This is a genomic window from Streptomyces sp. enrichment culture (assembly GCF_964273255.1).
Lineage (GTDB): Bacteria > Actinomycetota > Actinomycetes > Streptomycetales > Streptomycetaceae > Streptomyces.
Map to the genome: position 1 here is coordinate 2165690 of NZ_OZ186835.1, position 17982 is coordinate 2183671.

At 72.4% G+C, this 17982-nt stretch carries 20 protein-coding genes; 11 read left to right on the forward strand and 9 right to left on the reverse strand.

Annotated elements, in window-relative coordinates; translation table 11 throughout:
• Positions 1-266 precede the first annotated feature (266 nt).
• The 5 genes from ACSU53_RS09160 (at position 267) to ACSU53_RS09180 (ending at position 5222) form a co-directional block, all read left to right on the forward strand.
• Positions 267-1205: a cellulose-binding protein gene (locus tag ACSU53_RS09160; RefSeq protein ID WP_362091879.1), complete on the forward strand. Its 939-nt coding sequence runs from the start codon at positions 267-269 to the stop codon at positions 1203-1205.
• Positions 1206-1291: 86 nt separating this feature from the next.
• Positions 1292-2263 carry an ABC transporter ATP-binding protein gene (locus ACSU53_RS09165; RefSeq protein ID WP_437026292.1) on the forward strand — a complete coding sequence of 324 codons (972 nt, stop codon included), beginning with the start codon at positions 1292-1294 and terminating at the stop codon, positions 2261-2263.
• Between the two features lie 2 nt (positions 2264-2265).
• The gene (locus tag ACSU53_RS09170; protein WP_437026294.1) at positions 2266-3036 is read left to right on the forward strand and encodes an ABC transporter permease; all 771 of its coding nucleotides are present in this window, start codon (positions 2266-2268) and stop codon (positions 3034-3036) included.
• 165 nt (positions 3037-3201) lie between these two features.
• Positions 3202-4341 (forward strand): ABC transporter ATP-binding protein, encoded by a 1140-nt coding sequence (locus ACSU53_RS09175; RefSeq protein WP_437026295.1) that lies wholly within the window; start codon positions 3202-3204, stop codon positions 4339-4341.
• Positions 4338-5222 carry an ABC transporter permease gene (locus ACSU53_RS09180; protein ID WP_437026297.1) on the forward strand — a complete coding sequence of 295 codons (885 nt, stop codon included), beginning with the start codon at positions 4338-4340 and terminating at the stop codon, positions 5220-5222. Before ACSU53_RS09175 ends, ACSU53_RS09180 begins: the two co-directional genes overlap by 4 nt.
• Positions 5223-5300: 78 nt before the next feature.
• On the opposite strand, the gene ACSU53_RS09185 is transcribed toward ACSU53_RS09180, so the two are convergent.
• The 3 genes from ACSU53_RS09185 to ACSU53_RS09195 all read right to left on the reverse strand — a co-directional run bounded on the left by ACSU53_RS09185 (position 5301) and on the right by ACSU53_RS09195 (position 6422).
• Positions 5301-5693 carry a VOC family protein gene (locus ACSU53_RS09185; protein WP_437026299.1) on the reverse strand — a complete coding sequence of 131 codons (393 nt, stop codon included), beginning with the start codon at positions 5691-5693 and terminating at the stop codon, positions 5301-5303.
• The gene (locus tag ACSU53_RS09190; RefSeq protein WP_437026301.1) at positions 5690-5989 is read right to left on the reverse strand and encodes an ArsR/SmtB family transcription factor; all 300 of its coding nucleotides are present in this window, start codon (positions 5987-5989) and stop codon (positions 5690-5692) included. Before ACSU53_RS09190 ends, ACSU53_RS09185 begins: the two co-directional genes overlap by 4 nt.
• A 100-nt stretch (positions 5990-6089) precedes the next feature.
• Positions 6090-6422, reverse strand: a complete 333-nt coding sequence (locus ACSU53_RS09195; protein ID WP_437026303.1) for an ATP/GTP-binding protein — start codon at positions 6420-6422, stop codon at positions 6090-6092.
• A 240-nt stretch (positions 6423-6662) separates the two neighbouring features.
• Between ACSU53_RS09195 and ACSU53_RS09200 the strand changes: the two genes are divergently transcribed.
• Positions 6663-7691 carry an LLM class flavin-dependent oxidoreductase gene (locus tag ACSU53_RS09200; protein WP_437026305.1) on the forward strand — a complete coding sequence of 343 codons (1029 nt, stop codon included), beginning with the start codon at positions 6663-6665 and terminating at the stop codon, positions 7689-7691.
• Between the two features lie 85 nt (positions 7692-7776).
• Here the strand turns inward: ACSU53_RS09200 and ACSU53_RS09205 are convergent, their stop codons facing one another.
• Positions 7777-8169, reverse strand: a complete 393-nt coding sequence (locus tag ACSU53_RS09205) for an SCO5389 family protein (RefSeq protein WP_164336165.1) — start codon at positions 8167-8169, stop codon at positions 7777-7779.
• 312 nt (positions 8170-8481) lie between these two features.
• Between ACSU53_RS09205 and nucS the strand changes: the two genes are divergently transcribed.
• Positions 8482-9153 (forward strand): endonuclease NucS, encoded by a 672-nt coding sequence (gene nucS, locus ACSU53_RS09210; RefSeq protein WP_437026307.1) that lies wholly within the window; start codon positions 8482-8484, stop codon positions 9151-9153.
• A gap of 82 nt (positions 9154-9235) precedes the next feature.
• On the opposite strand, the gene ACSU53_RS09215 is transcribed toward nucS, so the two are convergent.
• The 3 genes from ACSU53_RS09215 to ACSU53_RS09225 form a co-directional block, all read right to left on the reverse strand.
• A complete protein-coding gene (locus ACSU53_RS09215) occupies positions 9236-11767 on the reverse strand; it encodes an ATP-binding protein (RefSeq protein WP_437026309.1) in 2532 nt (843 codons plus the stop codon).
• A 270-nt stretch (positions 11768-12037) separates the two neighbouring features.
• Entirely contained in the window at positions 12038-12361 is a 324-nt protein-coding gene (locus ACSU53_RS09220) for an STAS domain-containing protein (protein ID WP_164336093.1), read from the reverse strand.
• 153 nt (positions 12362-12514) lie between these two features.
• Positions 12515-13363, reverse strand: coding sequence for a 3-hydroxyacyl-CoA dehydrogenase family protein (locus tag ACSU53_RS09225; protein WP_437026310.1), 849 nt, complete (start codon positions 13361-13363; stop codon positions 12515-12517).
• A gap of 345 nt (positions 13364-13708) precedes the next feature.
• Between ACSU53_RS09225 and ACSU53_RS09230 the strand changes: the two genes are divergently transcribed.
• Positions 13709-14443 (forward strand): D-Ala-D-Ala carboxypeptidase family metallohydrolase, encoded by a 735-nt coding sequence (locus ACSU53_RS09230; RefSeq protein WP_437026312.1) that lies wholly within the window; start codon positions 13709-13711, stop codon positions 14441-14443.
• A 140-nt stretch (positions 14444-14583) separates the two neighbouring features.
• Positions 14584-15156 carry a cob(I)yrinic acid a,c-diamide adenosyltransferase gene (locus ACSU53_RS09235; RefSeq protein ID WP_437026313.1) on the forward strand — a complete coding sequence of 191 codons (573 nt, stop codon included), beginning with the start codon at positions 14584-14586 and terminating at the stop codon, positions 15154-15156.
• 3 nt (positions 15157-15159) lie between these two features.
• Here ACSU53_RS09235 and ACSU53_RS09240 read toward each other — a convergent pair whose 3' ends face one another.
• Both ACSU53_RS09240 and ACSU53_RS09245 read right to left on the reverse strand, forming a co-directional pair.
• The gene (locus ACSU53_RS09240; RefSeq protein ID WP_437026315.1) at positions 15160-15342 is read right to left on the reverse strand and encodes a DUF5708 family protein; all 183 of its coding nucleotides are present in this window, start codon (positions 15340-15342) and stop codon (positions 15160-15162) included.
• Positions 15339-15920 carry a hypothetical protein gene (locus ACSU53_RS09245; RefSeq protein WP_437026317.1) on the reverse strand — a complete coding sequence of 194 codons (582 nt, stop codon included), beginning with the start codon at positions 15918-15920 and terminating at the stop codon, positions 15339-15341. The genes ACSU53_RS09240 and ACSU53_RS09245 overlap by 4 nt, the downstream gene beginning before the upstream one ends.
• Before the next feature lie 153 nt (positions 15921-16073).
• Between ACSU53_RS09245 and ACSU53_RS09250 the strand changes: the two genes are divergently transcribed.
• Together ACSU53_RS09250 and ACSU53_RS09255 are read left to right on the forward strand one after the other, a co-directional pair.
• Positions 16074-17279: a sensor histidine kinase gene (locus ACSU53_RS09250; RefSeq protein WP_437026319.1), complete on the forward strand. Its 1206-nt coding sequence runs from the start codon at positions 16074-16076 to the stop codon at positions 17277-17279.
• A complete protein-coding gene (locus tag ACSU53_RS09255; RefSeq protein ID WP_437026321.1) occupies positions 17279-17923 on the forward strand; it encodes a response regulator in 645 nt (214 codons plus the stop codon). The genes ACSU53_RS09250 and ACSU53_RS09255 overlap by 1 nt, the downstream gene beginning before the upstream one ends.
• Positions 17924-17982 lie beyond the last annotated feature (59 nt).

Consider the following 17982-nt stretch of genomic DNA (forward strand, 5'->3'; position numbering starts at 1 on the left):
GCCTCCAGGACGCGTGGACGCGAGGGCACAGGGAGGGTGGCCGCGGACGCACCGAGAACGTTCCGCGGACGCACCGAGAACCGTCAAACAGGGCAAATCCCCTCCTGGTGAGGGGGTTTGCCCAGGGCTTTGGCAAGCCCTGGGACCGTCAGCCACTCAAAAGGGGTGTCATTCTCCGTATCAAACGTGCATCCGCTCGATGACACACCGCTTCGGCGCCTAGGATTCCCCCTATCACCTCACCGGTCTCATTCGACAGGAACCCCATGAGCGACACTTCCCCCTACGGCTTCGAGCTTGTGCGGCGTGGATACGACCGCGCTCAGGTGGACGAACGTATCTCCAAGCTCGTCTCCGACCGTGACAGCGCTCTCGCCCGCATCACCGCTCTGGAAAAGCGCATCGAGGAGCTCCACCTCGAGACCCAGAACGCCCAGGCCCAGGTCAACGACGCCGAGCCGTCGTACGCCGGTCTCGGCGCCCGGGTCGAGAAGATCCTGCGCCTCGCCGAGGAAGAGGCGAAGGACCTGCGCGAGGAGGCCCGCCGCGCCGCCGAGCAGCACCGTGAGCTCGCCGAGTCGGCCGCCCAGCAGGTCCGCAACGACGCCGAGTCGTACGCCGCGGAGCGCAAGGCCAAGGCGGAGGACGAGGGTGTCCGGATCGTCGAGAAGGCCCAGGGCGAGGCGGCCCAGCTGCGCTCGGAGGCGCAGAAGGACGCGCAGTCCAAGCGCGAGGAGGCGGACGCCCTCTTCGAGGAGACCCGCGCCAAGGCCGCGCAGGCCGCCGCCGACTTCGAGACGAACCTCGCCAAGCGCCGCGAGCAGTCCGAGCGGGACCTGGCGTCCCGTCAGGCCAAGGCCGAGAAGCGGCTCGCCGAGATCGAGCACCGTGCGGAGCAGCTGCGGCTGGAGGCGGAGAAGCTGCGCACCGACGCCGAGCGCCGCGCCCGCCAGACGGTGGAGACCGCGCAGCGCCAGGCCGAGGACATCGTGGCGGACGCCAACGCCAAGGCCGACCGGATCCGTTCGGAATCCGAGCGCGAGCTCGCCGCCCTGACCAACCGCCGCGACTCCATCAACGCCCAGCTGACCAACGTCCGCGAGATGCTGGCGACGCTGACGGGTGCCGCGGTGGCCGCCACGGGCGCGCCCGCCACGGAGGACGAGCCGGTCTCCCGCGGGGTCCCGGCCCAGCAGTCCCGGTAACGATCCGGCGTACAACGGCCGAATTGCCCCGAAGCCCTCTGCCCCGAAGGTGGCAGAGGGCTTCGTCGCCCTCTAGCGTGGCGGGCATGATCGAGCTCGAAGGGCTGACCAAACGGTACGGCGAGAAGGTGGCGGTCAACAATCTGACCTTCACGGTGCGACCCGGCATCGTCACGGGCTTCCTGGGCCCCAACGGGGCCGGGAAGACCACCACGATGCGGATGGTGCTGGGACTGGACCGGCCGACGGCCGGCGACGTCCGGATCGAGGGCAGGCGGTACGATCAGCTGAAGGACCCGCTGAAGGCCGTCGGGGCACTGCTGGACGCCAAGGCGCTGCACGGCGGCCGCACCGCCTTCAACCACCTGCTGTGCCTGGCGGAGAGCAACGGCATCCCCCGGCAGCGGGTGAACGAGGTGCTGGACACGGTCGGCCTGACCGCGGTGGCGAAGAAGAAGGCGAAGGGCTTCTCGCTCGGCATGGGCCAGCGGCTCGGCATCGCCGGCGCGCTGCTCGGTGACCCGCGGATCCTGATGTTCGACGAGCCGGTCAACGGACTCGACCCCGAGGGCATCCACTGGATCCGCACCCTGATGAAGTCGCTCGCGGCGCAGGGCCGCACGGTGTTCGTCTCCTCCCACCTGATGAGCGAGATGGCCCTGACCGCCGACCACCTCGTCGTGATCGGCCAGGGCCGGCTGCTGGCCGACACGTCGATGGCCGATTTCATCGAGCACAACTCGCGCTCCTACGTCCGGGTCCGCTCCCCGCAGCGCGAGCAGCTCCTGGACGCCTTCCACCAGGCCGGGATCAGCGTCGTGGAGAGCGGCGACGGGGTGCTGGAGGTGGACGGCAGCAAGGCCGAGCAGATCGGCGAGCTGGCCGCCGAGAACCGGATCGTGCTGCACGAGCTGAGCCAGCACCGGGCGTCCCTGGAAGAGGCCTTCATGCAACTGACCGCGGGGTCGGTGGAGTACCACGCCCACTCCGGCCCGACCCCTCCCCCACAGCAGCAGCCGCAGCAGCAGCAGTGGGGCGCCGACTGGAAGAAGGGCTGACCATGGCGGCAGGACAGGTGGTCCGCTCCGAGTGGACCAAGATCCGGTCGGTGGCGTCCACGGTGTGGACGCTCTCCCTGGCGGTGGTCGTCACCATCGCGCTGGGCATGCTGATCTCGGCGCTGACGAAGAGCCAGTTCGACAACCTCAGCGAGCGGGACCGGCTCACCTTCGACCCGACGTTCATCAGCTTCGCCGGCATGAGCCTGGGACAGCTCGCGATGATCGTGTTCGGCGTGCTGGTGGTGTCGAACGAGTACAGCACCGGCATGATCCGCACGTCCCTGGCGGCGGTGCCGCAGCGCGCCACGTTCCTGTTCAGCAAGCTGGGGGTGGCGACCGCGCTGGCCCTGGTGGTCGGCATGGCGACCAGTTTCGCCGCCTTCTTCCTGGGCCAGGCCCTGCTCGGCGAGCACAGGGCGTCCATCGGGGACGAGGGGGTCCTGCGGGCCGTGATCGGCGGCGGCCTCTACATGGCGCTGATCGCCCTGTTCTCGATGGGTGTGGCCGCGATGCTGCGCTCGCCGATGCTGTCGCTGGGCATCCTGATGCCGTTCTTCTTCCTGGTCTCCAACATCCTCGGCACCGTCGACGCCACGAAGAAGGTCGGCCAGTTCCTGCCCGACCAGGCCGGCAGCCGGATCATGCAGGTGGTGCGGCCGCTCGACGACGACACCCCGTACGGCCCCTGGGGCGGTCTGGGCATCATGGCGCTGTGGGCGCTGGCGGCGGTTCTCGGGGGTTACCTGGTGCTCAGGAAGCGTGACGCCTAGGAGTGGGCCGGCCGGGCCCTCAGGGGTGACCGGCGCCCCCGGAGGGGTGGGAGGACCGGGCGCGGTTTCGTCTCGTCCTGAGCGGAACCGTCAGCGTCTCGATATCCTCCTAACCCTTACGGGGGCGTGTGCCCCGCTGTCCAGATCCTTCGATGGGTGCGGAGCATGATCGAGGCTGTCGGCCTGACCAAGCGGTACGGCGCGAAGACCGCGGTGTACGACCTCTCGTTCCAGGTGCGTCCGGGTGCCGTGACCGGCTTCCTGGGCCCCAACGGTTCGGGCAAGTCGACGACCATGCGCATGATCCTCGGTCTGGACAACCCCACCTCCGGTCACGTCACCATCGGCGGGCACCCGTACCGCAGTCTCCCGAACGCGGCCCGGAAGGTGGGCGCGCTGCTGGACGCGAAGGCGGTGCACGGGGGCCGGACCGCCCGCAACCACCTGCTGAGCCTGGCCCAGCTGTCGGGCATCCCGGCCCGCCGGGTGGACGAGGTGCTGGGCGTGGTCGGCCTGCACGAGGTGGCCCGGCAGCGGTCCCAGGGCTTCTCCCTGGGCATGGGGCAGCGGCTCGGCATCGCCGCCGCGCTGCTCGGCGACCCCGAGGTGCTGCTGTTCGACGAGCCGGTGAACGGTCTCGACCCCGAGGGCATCCTGTGGGTGCGGAACCTGATGAAGGCGCTCGCGGCCGAGGGCCGCACGGTCTTCGTCTCCTCGCACCTGATGAGCGAGATGGCCCTGACCGCCGACCACCTGATCGTCATCGGCCGCGGGCGGCTCATGGCCGACATGAGCGTGAAGGACTTCATCTCCGCGAACTCCGCCGACTTCGCCCGGGTCCGCATCCCGGACGCCGAGCCGCAGGCGCGCGAGAAGCTGTCCGCCGCGCTGACCGAGGCGGGCGGCCGGGTGCTGCCCGAGCCGGACGGCGCGCTGCGCGTGACCGGGCTGCCGCTGCCCCGGATCAGTGACCTCGCCCACTCCTGCGACGTCCGGCTGTGGGAGCTGTCGCCGCACCAGGCGTCGCTGGAGGAGGCGTACATGCGCATGACGCAGGGCGCCGTCGACTACCGCTCCACCACGGACCAGAAGGAGGGGTTCGAGGAGCCGCCGCCCGAGGACGCCCCGCCGCCGATGCCGGTACCCGGCCAGGGCCAGCCGGGCTGGTACGCGCCGCCCCCGCCCCAGCCGGGCGAGGAGCCGTTCGCGGCAGCGCAGGACGGCCCGGACCAGGGCTCCGGTGCGCCCGCCCCGGCCTCCGGCCCCGCCGCCCCCGACCTGACCAAGCCCGAGGACGCCCGATGAGCACGCCCGACACCGCGCCGCGGCGCGACCCCGCACCCGACCCTGCGCCGGCCGCCGACGCCGGCCCGGACGCGGAACTCCCCCGGTACACGTCGCCGATCCCGGTGGTGCGCACGCACCTCGGGCACGCGATCGCCTCCGAGTGGACGAAGATCAGGTCGGTGCGCTCCACGGTGTGGACGCTGGGCGTGTTCGTGCTGCTGGTCGTCGGCATCGGCGCGCTGGCCGGGCTCCTGGTGCTGTCCGCCGACGCGGACCTGAACGGGCAGAGCCCGATGGGCCTCGGCCTGTTCGGGCTGCTGGTGGGCAGCATGTGCCTGATCACGCTGGGCGTGCTGACCACGGCGTCGGAGTACGGCACCGGCATGATCCGCACCACCACGGTCGCCTGTCCCGCGCGGGCGCGGGTGCTGGCGGCGAAGGCCGTGGTCTTCTTCCTGGTGGCCTTCGTGGTGACCCTGGTGTCCGCCTCGCTCGTCGCGCTGCTGCACGTGGCGATGCTGGAAGGCAGCGGCGCCAGGACCCCGAACGGCGAGGAATGGCTGAAGGGCACGCTGGGCGTCTCGCTGTTCCTGGCGCTGCTCGGCACCCTGTCGCTGGCCGTCGGCTCGCTGATCCGGCATTCGGCGGGCGCCATCACCATCATGATCGGTGTCCTGCTGGCCCCGCTGGTGCTGGCGCTGTTCATGTTCTCGTCCTCGCTGCAGGGCCTGCAGCAGGCGCTCTTCCAGTACTCGGTCCCGAACCAGCTGAGCATCTTCTACTCCAACTCGCTCAGCGATTCCGGCCCGGCCGGCTGGGACCCGCTGTGGATCATGGCCGGTCTGACGGCCGCCGCGCTCGGCGCGGCCTTCGCCCTGCTCCACACCCGGGACGTGTAGGCCGTGCCCGCGGGAGCGGGCCGGGGCGGCCCGCTCCCCCGCGCGGGGCGTCGGCGGGCCGCGTCGCCGGTCCGCCGCCTACTGCGCCTGTGTGGCGATCTGGATGAGGTTGCCGCAGGTGTCGTCGAGGACGGCGGTGGTGACGGGGCCCATCTCCAGCGGCTCCTGCGTGAAGCGGACCCCGAGGCCGCGCAGCCGCTCGTACTCCGCGTGGACGTCGTCGACCGCGAACTGGGCGAGCGGGATGCCGTCCGCGACGAGGGCGTCGCGGTAGGTGCGGGCGGCGGGGTGGCCGAGGGGTTCCAGGAGGAGCTGGGTGCCGTCGGGGTCCTCGGGCGAGACGACCGTCAGCCACCGGTCCTCGCCGCTCACGGGGACGTCGTGCTTCTTCACGAAGCCGAGGACGTCCGTGTAGAAGCGCAGTGCCTGGGCCTGGTCGTCGACGAAGACGCTGGTCAGATGGATCTTCATGGGGAGTTCTCCGGTCCGGTCGGGGCGGTGGGGGGCCACCGTTCGGTGATCTGCCGCAGCGGGGCCGTGTCGAGGTCGTGGAACTTGTAGCGTCCCTCGCGCCTGGTCTCCACGAGGCCCGCCGCCTCCAGCAGGGCCAGGTGCTGGGAAACACCCTGCCGGGAGATGCCGAGCCCGTGCTTCATGGCCAGCCGCGAGCAGATCTCGAACAGGGTCTGGCCGGACTTCTCCACGAGCTCGTCCAGGATGATGCGGCGCGTGGGGTCGGCCAGGGCTTTGAACAGGTCGTCGTCCACCGCCCCACCATAGGCAAGTAATTACTTGCCTATCAACCCGGACGGCACCCGGTGCTCCCCCGGGTGTGCGCCTCCGCCGCCGGAGAACCGGCCGGGAGCGTCAGAACCTCGGCGCGTTGCGGGACCGCTGCACCCGCGTGCCGCGGCGGTCGCGCGCGTTCCAGCACGCCTTGTGCCAGTGTCGCCGCTCGTCGACGCCGGAGTGCTCCGGCCAGGCCACCAGGTGCGGCACCCCGTCCGGGATCAACTGGTCGCAGCCGGGGCAGCGGTAGGCCTTGCCGCGCGCGCTGGCTCCGGCCACGTGCCGCACACTCCACTCCTCGCCCTGCCAGCTCTCCGTGGACTGCCAGCCGCCGTAGCGGCCGGCGCGGTCGTCGTCGGCACTGCGGCCGGCGGAACCGGCTCCCTTGGGTCGGTTGCGACGCGGGGACAAGGGACACCTCACGGGGCTATACAGGGTGCAGCGACCCGTCCAGCGTACGCGGCGGACCGCCGGGTACCCGCGCACCTTCCCCACGTCCGCACCGCTCCGGAAGCACCTCCGGGACCCCGGCCTGCGGCCGATTCTGCAGACAATCCGGAAAATCCCCCGCGCGGCCGTGTCCTCGGCACGTGTCAGACGGTTATGCCGTGCGGGGGAGCTCCGTGTCGGAGCCAAGGAAGCAGGAAAGCAATGCGCGTTGGAAGTTTCGTACTGGCCGCCCAGTTCCCCGGGCAGGGCGAAGGGGAGGCACTGCACCGTGCGGTCCGCTCGGCGGAGGTGGCCGAGGAGGCGGGGCTCGACTCGGTCTGGCTGGCCGAGCACCACTTCGTCCCGTACGGCACCTGCCCGTCGGCGGTGACCCTGGCCGCGCTGCTGCTCGGCCGCACCCGGCGGCTGCGGGTCGGTACGGCGGTCAGCGTGCTGCCCACCACGCACCCGGTGACGCTCGGCGAACAGGCCGCCCTGCTGCACCTCACCAGCGGCGGCCGCTTCTCGCTGGGGGTCGGGCGCGGGGGCCCCTGGGTGGACCTGGAGGTGTTCGGATCGGGCCTGGAGGCGTACGAGAAGGGCTTCCCGGAATCACTCGATCTGCTGACGCGCTGGCTGCGGGACCCGCGGGTCGGGGCCGACGGCGAACGCTTCCGGTTCCGCGAAGTCCCCGTCGTCCCGCGGCCGTCGGAGTCGCTCACCCCGGGCGACGGCCCCGAGGTCGTCGTCGCCTGCACCTCGCCCGCGAGCGTGCGGCTGGCCGCCGAGCGCGGCCTGCCGATGCTGCTGGGCATGCACGTCGGGGACGAGGAGAAGGCCGAGATGGTCGCCCTGTGGCGGCGGCACGCGCGCGCCTGCGGCCGTACCGCCGCCGAGATCCACGGGGCCGCCCATGTCTCCGCCGGCGTCTGCCAGATCGCCGACCGCCGCTCGGACGCGGTGGAGACCCTCACCAAGGCGATGCCCGGCTGGCTGCGGCAGGGGCTGGAGGCCCATGTGACCGTGGACGGGCGTCAGCGGCAGATGCGCGACCCGCTCGCGTACACCGAACTGCTCTGCGAGCTGCACCCGGTGGGCACGCCGCGGCTGTGCGCCGACCGGCTCGCCGCGACCGGTGAGCGCACCGGCATCTCCCGCTTCGCGCTGCTCGTCGAGGGCTCCGGCGACCTCGCCGCGACCGAGGAGAACGTCCGGCGTCTCGGCAGCGACGTGCTCCCCCAGCTCGCCTGAACGAGCCGGGGAGCCATGGGGCTTGCCGCCCCGGTACAGACCGCACCTCCCGCGTACGGAGCGGCAAGCGAAGGACGGGGGCGCATCAGCAGTCGCGCAGCTCCGGGGACTGGTTCAGCAACTGACCGCGGATGGAGGTGAAGCGCGCCAGCGTCTCGTCGACCGAGGAGTCGAGCGGGAACACCGCCACCCGGTGGCAGTTCTGGAAGGCCAGCCGGACACCGAAGTGCCGTTGCAGCGCGCCACGTATCGCGTCACTCGCAAGTGCACGCAGCAGCTGACCGCGTGCCTGCTCGTCCGGCGGGGGCGTCTGGTTGTCGGCGAAGACTCCGCCGTCCACCTTCAGCTGGGCCACCAGGGAGCTGATCATCTCCCATGCATACGGCAGGGAGGTCCGGACGCAGTCGACGAAGGCGGCTTCGTCGACCTCGCCTCGCTCGGCCTGTTCGAGTAGGGCCGGTGAGACGTCGAGCGACATGGGTTCTCCTCTCGCACCCCCGTCGAGCAGGGGTTGCCTGACAGATAAGGGAGTTCGCGATATCGGACACGCTGCGTACACGTCTCGCGACCTCCCGTTCACTACCGTAAGCAACCGATCGGGCCCGCACCAGGCGAACAGCCGGATGCGGAACAACCTGTGGGCCGGTAATCGGCCATCGACGAACACGTGGTTTCCAGGAGATTCAGGACGTGCCAGAGGGGCCTCACGGGCCCTGTGCGGTCCTTGAATCCGGGACCGGTTCCCGGGCGAATCGCATCGGGGCGGGCCGGTCGAGTAGCGTTGCCGACCATGCGTCTCGTCATTGCCCGTTGCTCCGTGGACTACGCCGGGCGGCTCACCGCCCACCTCCCCCCGGCGCCCCGTCTGATCCTGGTCAAGGCGGACGGCAGCGTCTCCATCCACGCCGACGACCGGGCCTACAAGCCCCTGAACTGGATGTCGCCGCCCTGCACGCTGAAGGAGGGGACCGGAGCGGAGGAGGGGGTCTGGACCGTCGTCAACAAAGCGGGCGAGAAGCTCATCATCACGATGGAGGAGATCCTCCACGACTCCTCGCACGAACTGGGGGTGGACCCCGGTCTGATCAAGGACGGCGTGGAAGCACACCTTCAGGAGCTGCTCGCCGACCGTATCGAGACCCTCGGCGAGGGCTACACCCTCATCCGGCGCGAGTACATGACCGCGATCGGACCGGTCGACATCCTGTGCCGGGACGCCGCGGGGCAGACCGTCGCGGTGGAGATCAAGCGACGCGGTGAGATCGACGGCGTCGAGCAACTCACCCGTTACCTGGAGCTGTTGAACCGCGATCCGCATCTCGCCCCGGTGCGCGGCATCTTCGCCGCGCAGGAGATCAAGCCGCAGGCGCGGGTGCTCGCCACCGACCGGGGCATCGGCTGCCAGGTCCTGGACTACGACGCGCTGCGGGGCATCGACGACGACAAGCTGCGCCTGTTCTGAGCGAGGAGCGTCCACGCCGTGTACGGAGGGCCGGATCCCACGGGGGATCCGGCCCTTCGCGCCGCGGCCCGCGGGCCGGGTGTCAGATCACCGTGTCCGGGTCACCGGGCGTGCCCGCGTCGCTGCTCCGCGGGGCGCTCGCCGAACTGCTGGACGCCGCCGGGGAGGAGGGCGCCTCGCCGCTCGCGCTGTCGCTGGTGGACGGCGGCGGGGGCTCCTCGGTGTCCGTGGGCGGCGGGGTCGTCTCCGTCTCGCTCGGCGGGTCCGTCGGCGTGGTCGGGGTGGGGTCGGCCGGCTTGGTGGAGGTCGGCGGCTTCGTCGAGGACGGCGGCCGGGTGGACGACGACGGCTTCGTCGTCGACGTCGGGTCGCCGGGCTCCCCGGAGTCGTCGGGGCCGTCCGACGGGCGGGGCGAACCGCTCTCGGTGGGCGTGGGGTCGTCCGAGGTGCCGAAGGTGCCGTCCGGGCCGGGATCGGTGGGGCGGCTGGTGGCGGTGCCGGTGTCGCCGTCCTCGCCGGCGCGGTCGGCGCCCAGGCTGCCGTCGTCGACGCCCTGGCTGGCCGAGGGGTTCACACCGACGTTCTCCGACGGCGTCCCGGTGTCGTTGTTGCCGGACGTCGCGCCGAGGGTGACCACCGTGCCGAGCACGGCGACCAGCAGGGCGCCCGCGCCGGTCGCCACCAGGTTGCGCCGGGCCACACCCTTGAGGCCGCCGCCGGCCTTCGGCGAGGGCGTCGGGGCGGCGACGGGCGTGGCGCCGGTGCGCTGGACGACCAGGCCGGTGTCGGCGGGCGGCTGGAGCGCGGGGAAGGCCGACGGAGCGCCCCGTGAGGGCGTGGGCGGCTCCTCGGGCCGCACGTCCGGCAGTCCGTCCCCCGCGAGCGGCGGAAGGGCCATCGGGGTGCCCGAGCGGTCGGCGACGAGAGCCAGGGCGCGGCGGCCGGCGACCGTGCCGCGCTTGTCGGCGAGCGCGCCGCGCAGGCCGATGGACGCCTCCAGTTCGGTGCGGGCCCGGTCGAGCTGTCCGGCGCACAGGGCGTGGATGCCGAGCTCGTGGTGGAAGTAGGCCTCCTCCCCCACGTCCCCGGCCAGCCGGGCGGCCTCGGCGCCCGAGCGCAGTGCCCGTTCCCAGGCGCTCCAGTGCAGTCCGGCGGCGAAGGCGGGCGCCGCGGTGCGGGCCAGCAGCACGGCGGTGCTCGGCTCGCCCTCGGTGACGGCGGCGGTGAGCGGGGCCAGCACGGTGAGCGCGGCGAGCAGCGCGTCGGACTCGGCGCAGACCCGTTCCGGGGTCACCGACGGGTGCCCGGCCCACCAGGAGTAGTGCTGCCCGGCGGTGCGGATCCGGGCGTCCAGGTCGTCGGCGTATCCGGCGGCCCGGAGCTGCGCCATCACTCCGGCGGCGAGCCGGTAGCGGGCGCCGACGGGTGAGACCAGTCCGCAGGCGGCCAGCTCGCCCAGCGCTGCGTCGGCGTGGGTGTCGCCCACCAGGGCGGGCAGGTGGGCCTGGTGCGGCAGTTCGCCGCCGAGGGCGACCGCGAAGCGCAGGGTGGCGCGGGCGGAGGCGCTGAGCCGGGAGGCGAGCAGCGGGGCGGGGGCCGCGGCCTCGCCGAGCGCGGGCAGCGGCACCTCGTCGGCGTCGGCGGCGGCCTCGGGGGGCAGGTCGTCGGGCCGGGCGTCCTCGAAGACGCCGAACTCGTCGACGGCGCCGGCGCCGGCCCGCATCCGGTCCCGCTGGCGCAGCAGCGCGCCGGCCTGGACGAAGCGCAGGGGCAGGCCCTCGGACTCGAACCAGAGGTCGCCGGCCCAGTTGGACTCGTCCTCGGTGAGGCTGCGGCCGACGACGTGACCGAGCAGGTCGAGGCCGGCGGCGCGGTCGAGGCCGGCCAGCGCGACCTCCTCGACGCCCGATTCGGCGGACGGGGCGGGTACGGCGGGGGTCGCGCCGAACAGGAAGGCGCACTCGGGGCAGGCGTCCAGCAGCCCGTCGAGGGCCGCGCCGCCGAACTCCAGGTCGTCCAGGACGACGACGGCGCCGATCTCCCGGACGCAGGCGAGCAGTTCGTCCCGTTCCGGCCGGTGCAGCGGGGCGCTGTAGACGGCGTGGAAGAGGTCGTACAGCACGTCGTCGGCGCTGCGGCCGAGGCCGTTGAGGCGGACGACGCCGTCGGGGGCGAGGTCGGCGCAGTCGTCGGCGACGATGTCGAGCAGCCGGGTGCGGCCGGAGCCGCCGGGTCCGGTGAGGCGTACGGAGCGGCCGCGGGCGAGCAGCCTGACCAGTTGCTCGCGCTCGTCCTGGCGGGCCAGGAGCGGCGGTTCGGGGTGGGCCGGGCCGGGCGGGACGGGCGGCCGGGCGGCGCGCTCGGTCTCGGCGCGGCCGGCGGCGTCCAGCTTCACCGGGCGGGCGGGCCGCTCGGCGGGCGGGCACGGCTCGATCTCGCTGCCGTCGACGGGGTTGACGGTGAGCAGGAAGTCGCCGGAGACCAGCTGCACGGTGCGCGCGAGCGCGGGCTGGCCGAAGTCCGATGTGAGGGATTCCCGGGGAGGGCGCTGGCGCGGCGGGTGGCCGGTGCCGTCGTGGCCGTACTCCTCGGGTCCCGTGTGGTGCGGGTCCATAGGTCCTAGCCCCCCAAAAGCGTCGTGTGCCTGAAGCCCTCCCCGGCCTTGCGCACACCCGCTGTCGCTCCTGGTCCGGGCCCGCTCGAGGCTCGTCGTGGCAGCGGGCAGCCAGACCCTAAACCTTCGCTCAGTATGTACGACAGTCCGGGGTACCGCGCCGTCCGCGACGTCACGGTCTCGTGAGGATTGTGCGTGTGCCGCGGGGCGCGGCCGGGGCTGGCCCGGGTGGCGGGTCCTGCCGGTCATCCGGCGGGGGTCCGCGCCGCCTCACACACGCGGGAGCGTGTCCACTCCGATGCCCCCCTCGATCGCCAGGATGCGGTGCAGCCGGGTGGCCACCAGCAGGCGCTGCATCTGCGGCGGGACGCCGCGCAGCACCAGGCGCCGGCCGCAGCGGCCGGCCCGCCGGTGGGCTCCCATGATCACGCCGAGTCCGGTGGCGTCCCAGGAGTCCAGTTCGGACAGGTCCAGGACCAGGTCGCCGACTCCGTCGTCGACGGCCGAGTGCAGAACCGTACGGGCGTCCGCCGCGCTGCGGACGTCGAGGCGGCCCCCGACGACCAGCTCGACGTGGTCGCCCCTGATGTGCATATGCGCTCCCGTGCGTGCGTCTCGTGCTCCGCGTCTTTTTGACTGAGGTATTGCATCCTCTGACTGCGTGGAGGAGGCAGAGGTTGCTATCTGTAAGCGAACCGATACCGAATTCACCCCGGCGAGTGATGTCGCCGGGGTGAGGGGTCGGGATCAGTGCTCGTAGAAGCCCTGCCCGCTCTTGCGGCCGATGTCACCGGCGTCAACCATCCGGCGCATCAGCTCCGGAGCGGCGAACTTCTCGTCCTGGGACTCGGTGTAGATGTTGTCGGTGGCGTGCAGCAGGATGTCGACGCCGGTGAGGTCGGCGGTGGCCAGCGGTCCCATGGCGTGGCCGAAGCCGAGCTTGCAGGCGAGGTCGATGTCCTCGGCGCTGGCCACGCCCGACTCGTGCAGCTTGGCCGCCTCGACGACCAGGGCGCAGATGAGCCGGGTGGTCACGAAGCCGGCCACGTCGCGGTTGACGACGATGCAGGTCTTGCCGACCGACTCGGCGAACTCCCGTGCCCGGTCGAGGGTTTCGTCGCTGGTCTTGTAGCCCCGGACCAGTTCGCACAGCTGCATCATGGGCACCGGCGAGAAGAAGTGGGTGCCGACGACCCGCTCCGGGCGCTCGGTGACGGCCGCGATCTTGGTGATCGGGATGGCCGAGGTGTTGGAGGCGAGGACGGCGTCCTCCCGCACGATCTTGTCGAGCGCGCGGAAGATGTCGTGCTTGACGTCCAGCTTCTCGAAGACCGCCTCGACGACGACGTCCGCGTCCGCGCAGGCGTCCAGGTCGGTGGTCGGCGTGATCCGGGCGAGGGCGGCCTCGGCGTCGACCGCCTCCATCCGGCCCTTGCTCACGAACTTGTCGTAGGACGCCTTGATCCCGTCGGTGCCCCGGGTGAGCGCTTCGTCGGTGACGTCGCGCAGGACGACGTCCCAGCCCGCCTGAGCGGAGACCTGGGCGATGCCGGACCCCATGAGACCGGCCCCGATGACGGCGAGCTTGCCTGCCACTGTGCGACTCCCCTTCGAACGCTCACACACTGTTCCTGTACGTCACTGGCGGACACTAGCGGTCGCGAGGGGGCGTGGGAGGGGGTTAGTAATGCGTGTCACGTCTCACGGGGTGAGACACCGGTCACGTCCGCCGGGCCCGGTGCGCGCGGGGCCCGGGACGGGTCCCCGGGGTGCGGCGGAACGGGCCGCCCGGCAACGCCCGACGGCCGTCCGGCGGGCCGTCAACACGCGCTTTCCACCGCGGCGTTGTTGACGCGCGTAGCACTCTGCCGCACGCTGGTCGGCGGCGGCCGTCCGGCGGCGGCGCCTCCTTCTCCCCAGCGAGACGGTCGGGAGGCCGGAATGTTCAGACGCGCGACACGCACCCTTCTCACGATTGTCATGCTCATGGCGGGTACGGTCCTCGGGGTGGGCGCCACCGCGGGCACCGCGCACGCCGACGAGTGCTACACCTGGAACCGCACCCTGTCCCAGGGCTCCTCCGGAAGCGACGTGACGCAACTGCAGATTCGCGTCGCCGGCTGGGTCACCTCCGGCGAACGGCTCTCCTACGACGGCCAGTACGGCGCCCGCACCGCGGCCGCCGTGAAGAAGTTCCAGGCCGCCTACGGCCTGTCCGCCGACGGTGTCGCCGGACCCGCCACCTTCAGCAAGATCTACGCGCTCCAGGACGCCGACTGCACCCCCGCCCACTTCAGCTACGCCGAACTCAACAAGTGCAACTCCACCTGGTCCGGCGGCGCCGTCCCGGCCGCCACCGCCAAGGCCAACGCGCTGAAGACCATGTGGAAGCTGGAGGCGATGCGGCGGCAGCTCGGTGACGTCCCGATCACCATCTCCAGCGGTTTCCGCTCGTACTCCTGCAACAGCGCCGTCGGCGGCGCGTCCAACAGCCGCCACCTGTACGGCGACGCGGCCGACCTCGTCGGATCGCCCAGCCTGTGCACCCTGGCCCGCCAGGCCCGGGTCCACGGCTTCTCCGAGATCCTCGGCCCGGGCTACCCCGGCCACAACGACCACACCCACGTCGCCTTCGACCCGTCCGCCTACTGGTCGGCGCCCACCTGCGGCATCTGACCAGTGCCGGGCGTGCGCCCCGCCGCACGCCCGGCCGCTGCGGCCGCACCCCGGCGGCGCGGCCGGAACGCCCTCCGGCGCTCCGTGACCCCCCGCACACCACCGCCCCCCGGGAGCCGCACCCGAACTAGGCTGGCCCCATGGTCAATCTCACGCGCATCTACACCCGGACCGGTGACCGGGGCACCACCAACCTGGGGGACATGAGCCGGGTCCCCAAGACGGACCTGCGGATCTCCGCCTACGCCGACGCCAACGAGGCCAACGCGGTGATCGGCACGGCGCTCGCGCTCGGCGGTCTGCGGGAGGACGTCGTCACGGTCCTCACCCGCGTGCAGAACGACCTGTTCGACGTGGGCGCCGACCTGTCGACGCCGGTCGTGGAGAACCCCGAGTACCCGCCGCTGCGGGTCGAGCAGTTCTACGTCGACCGGCTGGAGGCGGACTGCGACCGCTTCAACGACGAGCTGGAGAAGCTGCGCTCGTTCATCCTGCCGGGCGGCACCGCGGGCGCCGCGCTGCTGCATCAGGCGTGCACGGTCGTGCGACGGGCCGAGCGCTCGACCTGGGCCGCCCTGGAGGCGCACGGCGAAAGCATGAACCCGCTCACCGCCACCTACCTCAACCGCCTCTCGGACCTGCTGTTCATCCTGGCCCGGATCGCCAACAAGGAGACCGGCGACGTGCTGTGGGTGCCGGGCGGGGAGCGCTGAGCCCTACCGGCGCACGGCCTGGTACAGGCCCAGCAGGATCTCGGCGGCGCCGAGGCACATGAGCAGGACGCCCACCGTGGGCAGGGAGACCACCGGCAGCTCCACGCCCTGGGTGTAGCGCCACAGGGCCAGGCCCCCGAGCACCGTGCCGGCGCCGGTGGCGCAGTGCTCGGCCGCCCGCCTCACCGGCCCGCCCTCTCATGGTCCGCGACGCTCGCGCCGGCGTCGTCGGCCGGGGCCTTCTTCGGCCACACCCAGTACGCCAGGGCCACCAGGCCGTGGATCCCGGCCACCCGCCAGGCCGTGGAGCGCCAGGACTCCAGGGACGTGACGCGGCCCGGGTCGCCGACGTACCAGATGGCCAGCTGGAGCAGCACGGTCGCCACCGCGGCGCCGGCCAGCGTGCCGAGCCACACCCGTGTCTCGTGCCGGGCGCGGGCCAGTCCGTACTTCGGCGGGCCGGCCGGCCGCGGCCCGCCGCCCAGGCGGTGGGCGGCGTGGCCGTCCAGCCACTTCACCGTGCGGTGGCCGTGGCCGACCGTGTAGCCGATGTAGAGCGCGGCCAGGCCGTGCGTCCAGTTCGGTTCCGCGCCGTTCTTCAGGTCCAGGGCGGTGACGACCAGCAGCACGACCTCCAGCAGCGGCTCGCACAGCAGCAGCACCAGGCCGGTGCGCGGCATCCTCAGCAGGTAACGGCAGGCCAGTCCGGCCGCCAGCAGCACCCAGAAGCCGATCTCGCAGGCCGCGATCAGGGCGACGATCACGTCTCGCTCCTCTCCGTCACCCTCCCAGGCTTCCGGACCGGACGGCCGCGGACGTCGTCGCCGACGACGAACTCGGGGTACATCGAAAGATGCAGTCCAGGACCCTTCCCGGGGACCGGGCACCGCACGCCCCCACCGTGTTGGATGGAGGCCATGGCCGTACGACTGTCCCGACCTCCCCGTTTCGACGCGTGGATCGCGCTCGCGGGTCTCGCCGGGGGCCTGCTGCTGTGGGGCTTCGGGCTGGCTCTGCGCGAGACGGACGACCCGATGGTGCTCCTCACCGGCCGGTGGGCGCTGCTCGCGCCGCTCGTGGTGATCTCCGGCTGCGAACTGCTGCGCCGCACCGCACCGCGGACGGCCCTGCTGATCGGCACGGCGGCGCTGGCCGCGGACTCGGTCACCCAGGGCAGCATCGCCACGATCGTGATGTACACCGACCTGGCGTACGCGGCGGTGGTGTACGGCCCGCCCGCGACCGCCCGCCGCCTGCCGAAGATCACCGGCGTGATCACGGTCGCCGCGATCGTGATCCCCTACGCCGTGTGGCGGGTGCCGGAGGCGTTGCTGATCGGGCTGGTGGTCGCCGCCGTGTCCTTCGGGCCGGCGTCGACCGGGCTCATCGTGCGCAACCACCGCGACGCCGCCGACGCCGCCCGGCTGCGCGCCGAACAGACGGCCCTGCTCGCCGAGATGGACCGCACCCAGGCCGTCAACCAGGAACGCGCCCGCATGGCGCGGGAACTGCACGACGTGGTCGCCAACCACCTGTCGGCGATCGCCATCCACTCCACCGCCGCGCTCTCCCTGGACGAACCGCGCACCTCCCACGAGGCGCTGACGGTGATCCGGGAGAACAGCGTGCAGGGGCTCTCCGAGATGCGGCGCCTGATCGGCATCCTGCGGGACGGCAGCGACGAGCGCGAACCCGCGGCCGTCCCGACCCTGGACGGCCTCACCGCGCTGGTCGAGGGCGCCCGCGCCAACGGCCTGGACGCCGTCCTGGACTCCGAGCCGTGCTCCGTGCCCGCGCCGGTCGAGCTCGCCGCGTACCGGATCGTCCAGGAGTCGCTGACCAACGCGCTCAAGCACGCCGAGGCGGGCCGGGTGACGGTCCGGCTGCGCCGCACGGACGGCACCCTGGACGTCCGGGTCACCAGCCCCTACGGCGGCCGCGACGCCCCGCGCGTCCCGGGCTCCGGGGCCGGCCTGGTGGGCATGCGCGAGCGGGCCGCCCTGCTCGGCGGCACCTTCGAGGCCGGCCCCGACGAGGGCCCGGACGGCGCCCGGGGCGCGGTGTGGACCGTCCGCGCCTCCCTGCCCGTCACCGACACCGATTCCGTTCCGGGAGATGCCTGATGATCCGTGTCCTGGTCGCCGAGGACCAGTCCGCCGTCCGCGCCGGACTGGTCCTCATCCTGCGCAGCGCGCCCGACGTCGAGGTGGTCGGCGAGGCGGCGGACGGTGAGCAGGCGGTGGCACTCGCCCGTGATCTGCGCCCGGACCTGGTGCTGATGGACGTCCAGATGCCCCGCCTGGACGGGGTGTCGGCGACCCGTGAGGTGGTCGGCGAGGGACTGGCCGACGTGCTGGTGCTGACCACCTTCGACCTCGACGAGTACGTGTTCGGGGCGCTGCGCGCGGGAGCGGCCGGTTTCCTGCTGAAGAACACCGACGCCCAGGGTCTGCTCGCCGCGGTGCGCACGGTGGCGCGCGGCGAGGGCATCGTCGCCCCGGCCGTCACCCGGCGGCTCATCGCCGAGTTCGCGGCGAAGCCCGCCCGGCGCGCTCCGGAGGCGGATCCGGAGGTTCTGCGGACGCTGACCCGGCGCGAACGCGAGGTGCTGTCCTGCCTGGGTGAGGGACTGTCCAACGCCGACGTCGCCGAACGCCTGGACATGGCGGAGGCGACGGTGAAGACGCACGTCAGCCGCCTGCTGGGCAAGCTGGGCCTGCGCAGCAGGGTGCAAGCGGCGGTGCTCGCGCAGGAGTTGGGGATCTAGCGCGGCGGGGGCGGACAAACCGTCCAGGTGGTCCAGACCTATTGACCCGTGGTCCAGAC

Bases quoted from the DNA above. Each gene is read 5' to 3' on its own strand.
- ACSU53_RS09160 (WP_362091879.1), top strand. From the start codon at position 267: ATGAGCGACACTTCCCCCTACGGCTTCGAGCTTGTGCGGCGTGGATAC.
- ACSU53_RS09255 (WP_437026321.1), top strand. From the start codon at position 17,279: ATGATCCGTGTCCTGGTCGCCGAGGACCAGTCCGCCGTCCGCGCCGGA.
- ACSU53_RS09230 (WP_437026312.1), top strand. From the start codon at position 13,709: ATGTTCAGACGCGCGACACGCACCCTTCTCACGATTGTCATGCTCATG.
- nucS (WP_437026307.1), top strand. From the start codon at position 8,482: ATGCGTCTCGTCATTGCCCGTTGCTCCGTGGACTACGCCGGGCGGCTC.
- ACSU53_RS09250 (WP_437026319.1), top strand. From the start codon at position 16,074: ATGGCCGTACGACTGTCCCGACCTCCCCGTTTCGACGCGTGGATCGCG.
- ACSU53_RS09165 (WP_437026292.1), top strand. From the start codon at position 1,292: ATGATCGAGCTCGAAGGGCTGACCAAACGGTACGGCGAGAAGGTGGCG.
- ACSU53_RS09200 (WP_437026305.1), top strand. From the start codon at position 6,663: ATGCGCGTTGGAAGTTTCGTACTGGCCGCCCAGTTCCCCGGGCAGGGC.
- ACSU53_RS09215 (WP_437026309.1), bottom strand. From the start codon at position 11,767: ATGGACCCGCACCACACGGGACCCGAGGAGTACGGCCACGACGGCACC.
- ACSU53_RS09205 (WP_164336165.1), bottom strand. From the start codon at position 8,169: ATGTCGCTCGACGTCTCACCGGCCCTACTCGAACAGGCCGAGCGAGGC.
- ACSU53_RS09235 (WP_437026313.1), top strand. From the start codon at position 14,584: ATGGTCAATCTCACGCGCATCTACACCCGGACCGGTGACCGGGGCACC.
- ACSU53_RS09170 (WP_437026294.1), top strand. From the start codon at position 2,266: ATGGCGGCAGGACAGGTGGTCCGCTCCGAGTGGACCAAGATCCGGTCG.
- ACSU53_RS09180 (WP_437026297.1), top strand. From the start codon at position 4,338: ATGAGCACGCCCGACACCGCGCCGCGGCGCGACCCCGCACCCGACCCT.
- ACSU53_RS09175 (WP_437026295.1), top strand. From the start codon at position 3,202: ATGATCGAGGCTGTCGGCCTGACCAAGCGGTACGGCGCGAAGACCGCG.
- ACSU53_RS09220 (WP_164336093.1), bottom strand. From the start codon at position 12,361: ATGCACATCAGGGGCGACCACGTCGAGCTGGTCGTCGGGGGCCGCCTC.
- ACSU53_RS09185 (WP_437026299.1), bottom strand. From the start codon at position 5,693: ATGAAGATCCATCTGACCAGCGTCTTCGTCGACGACCAGGCCCAGGCA.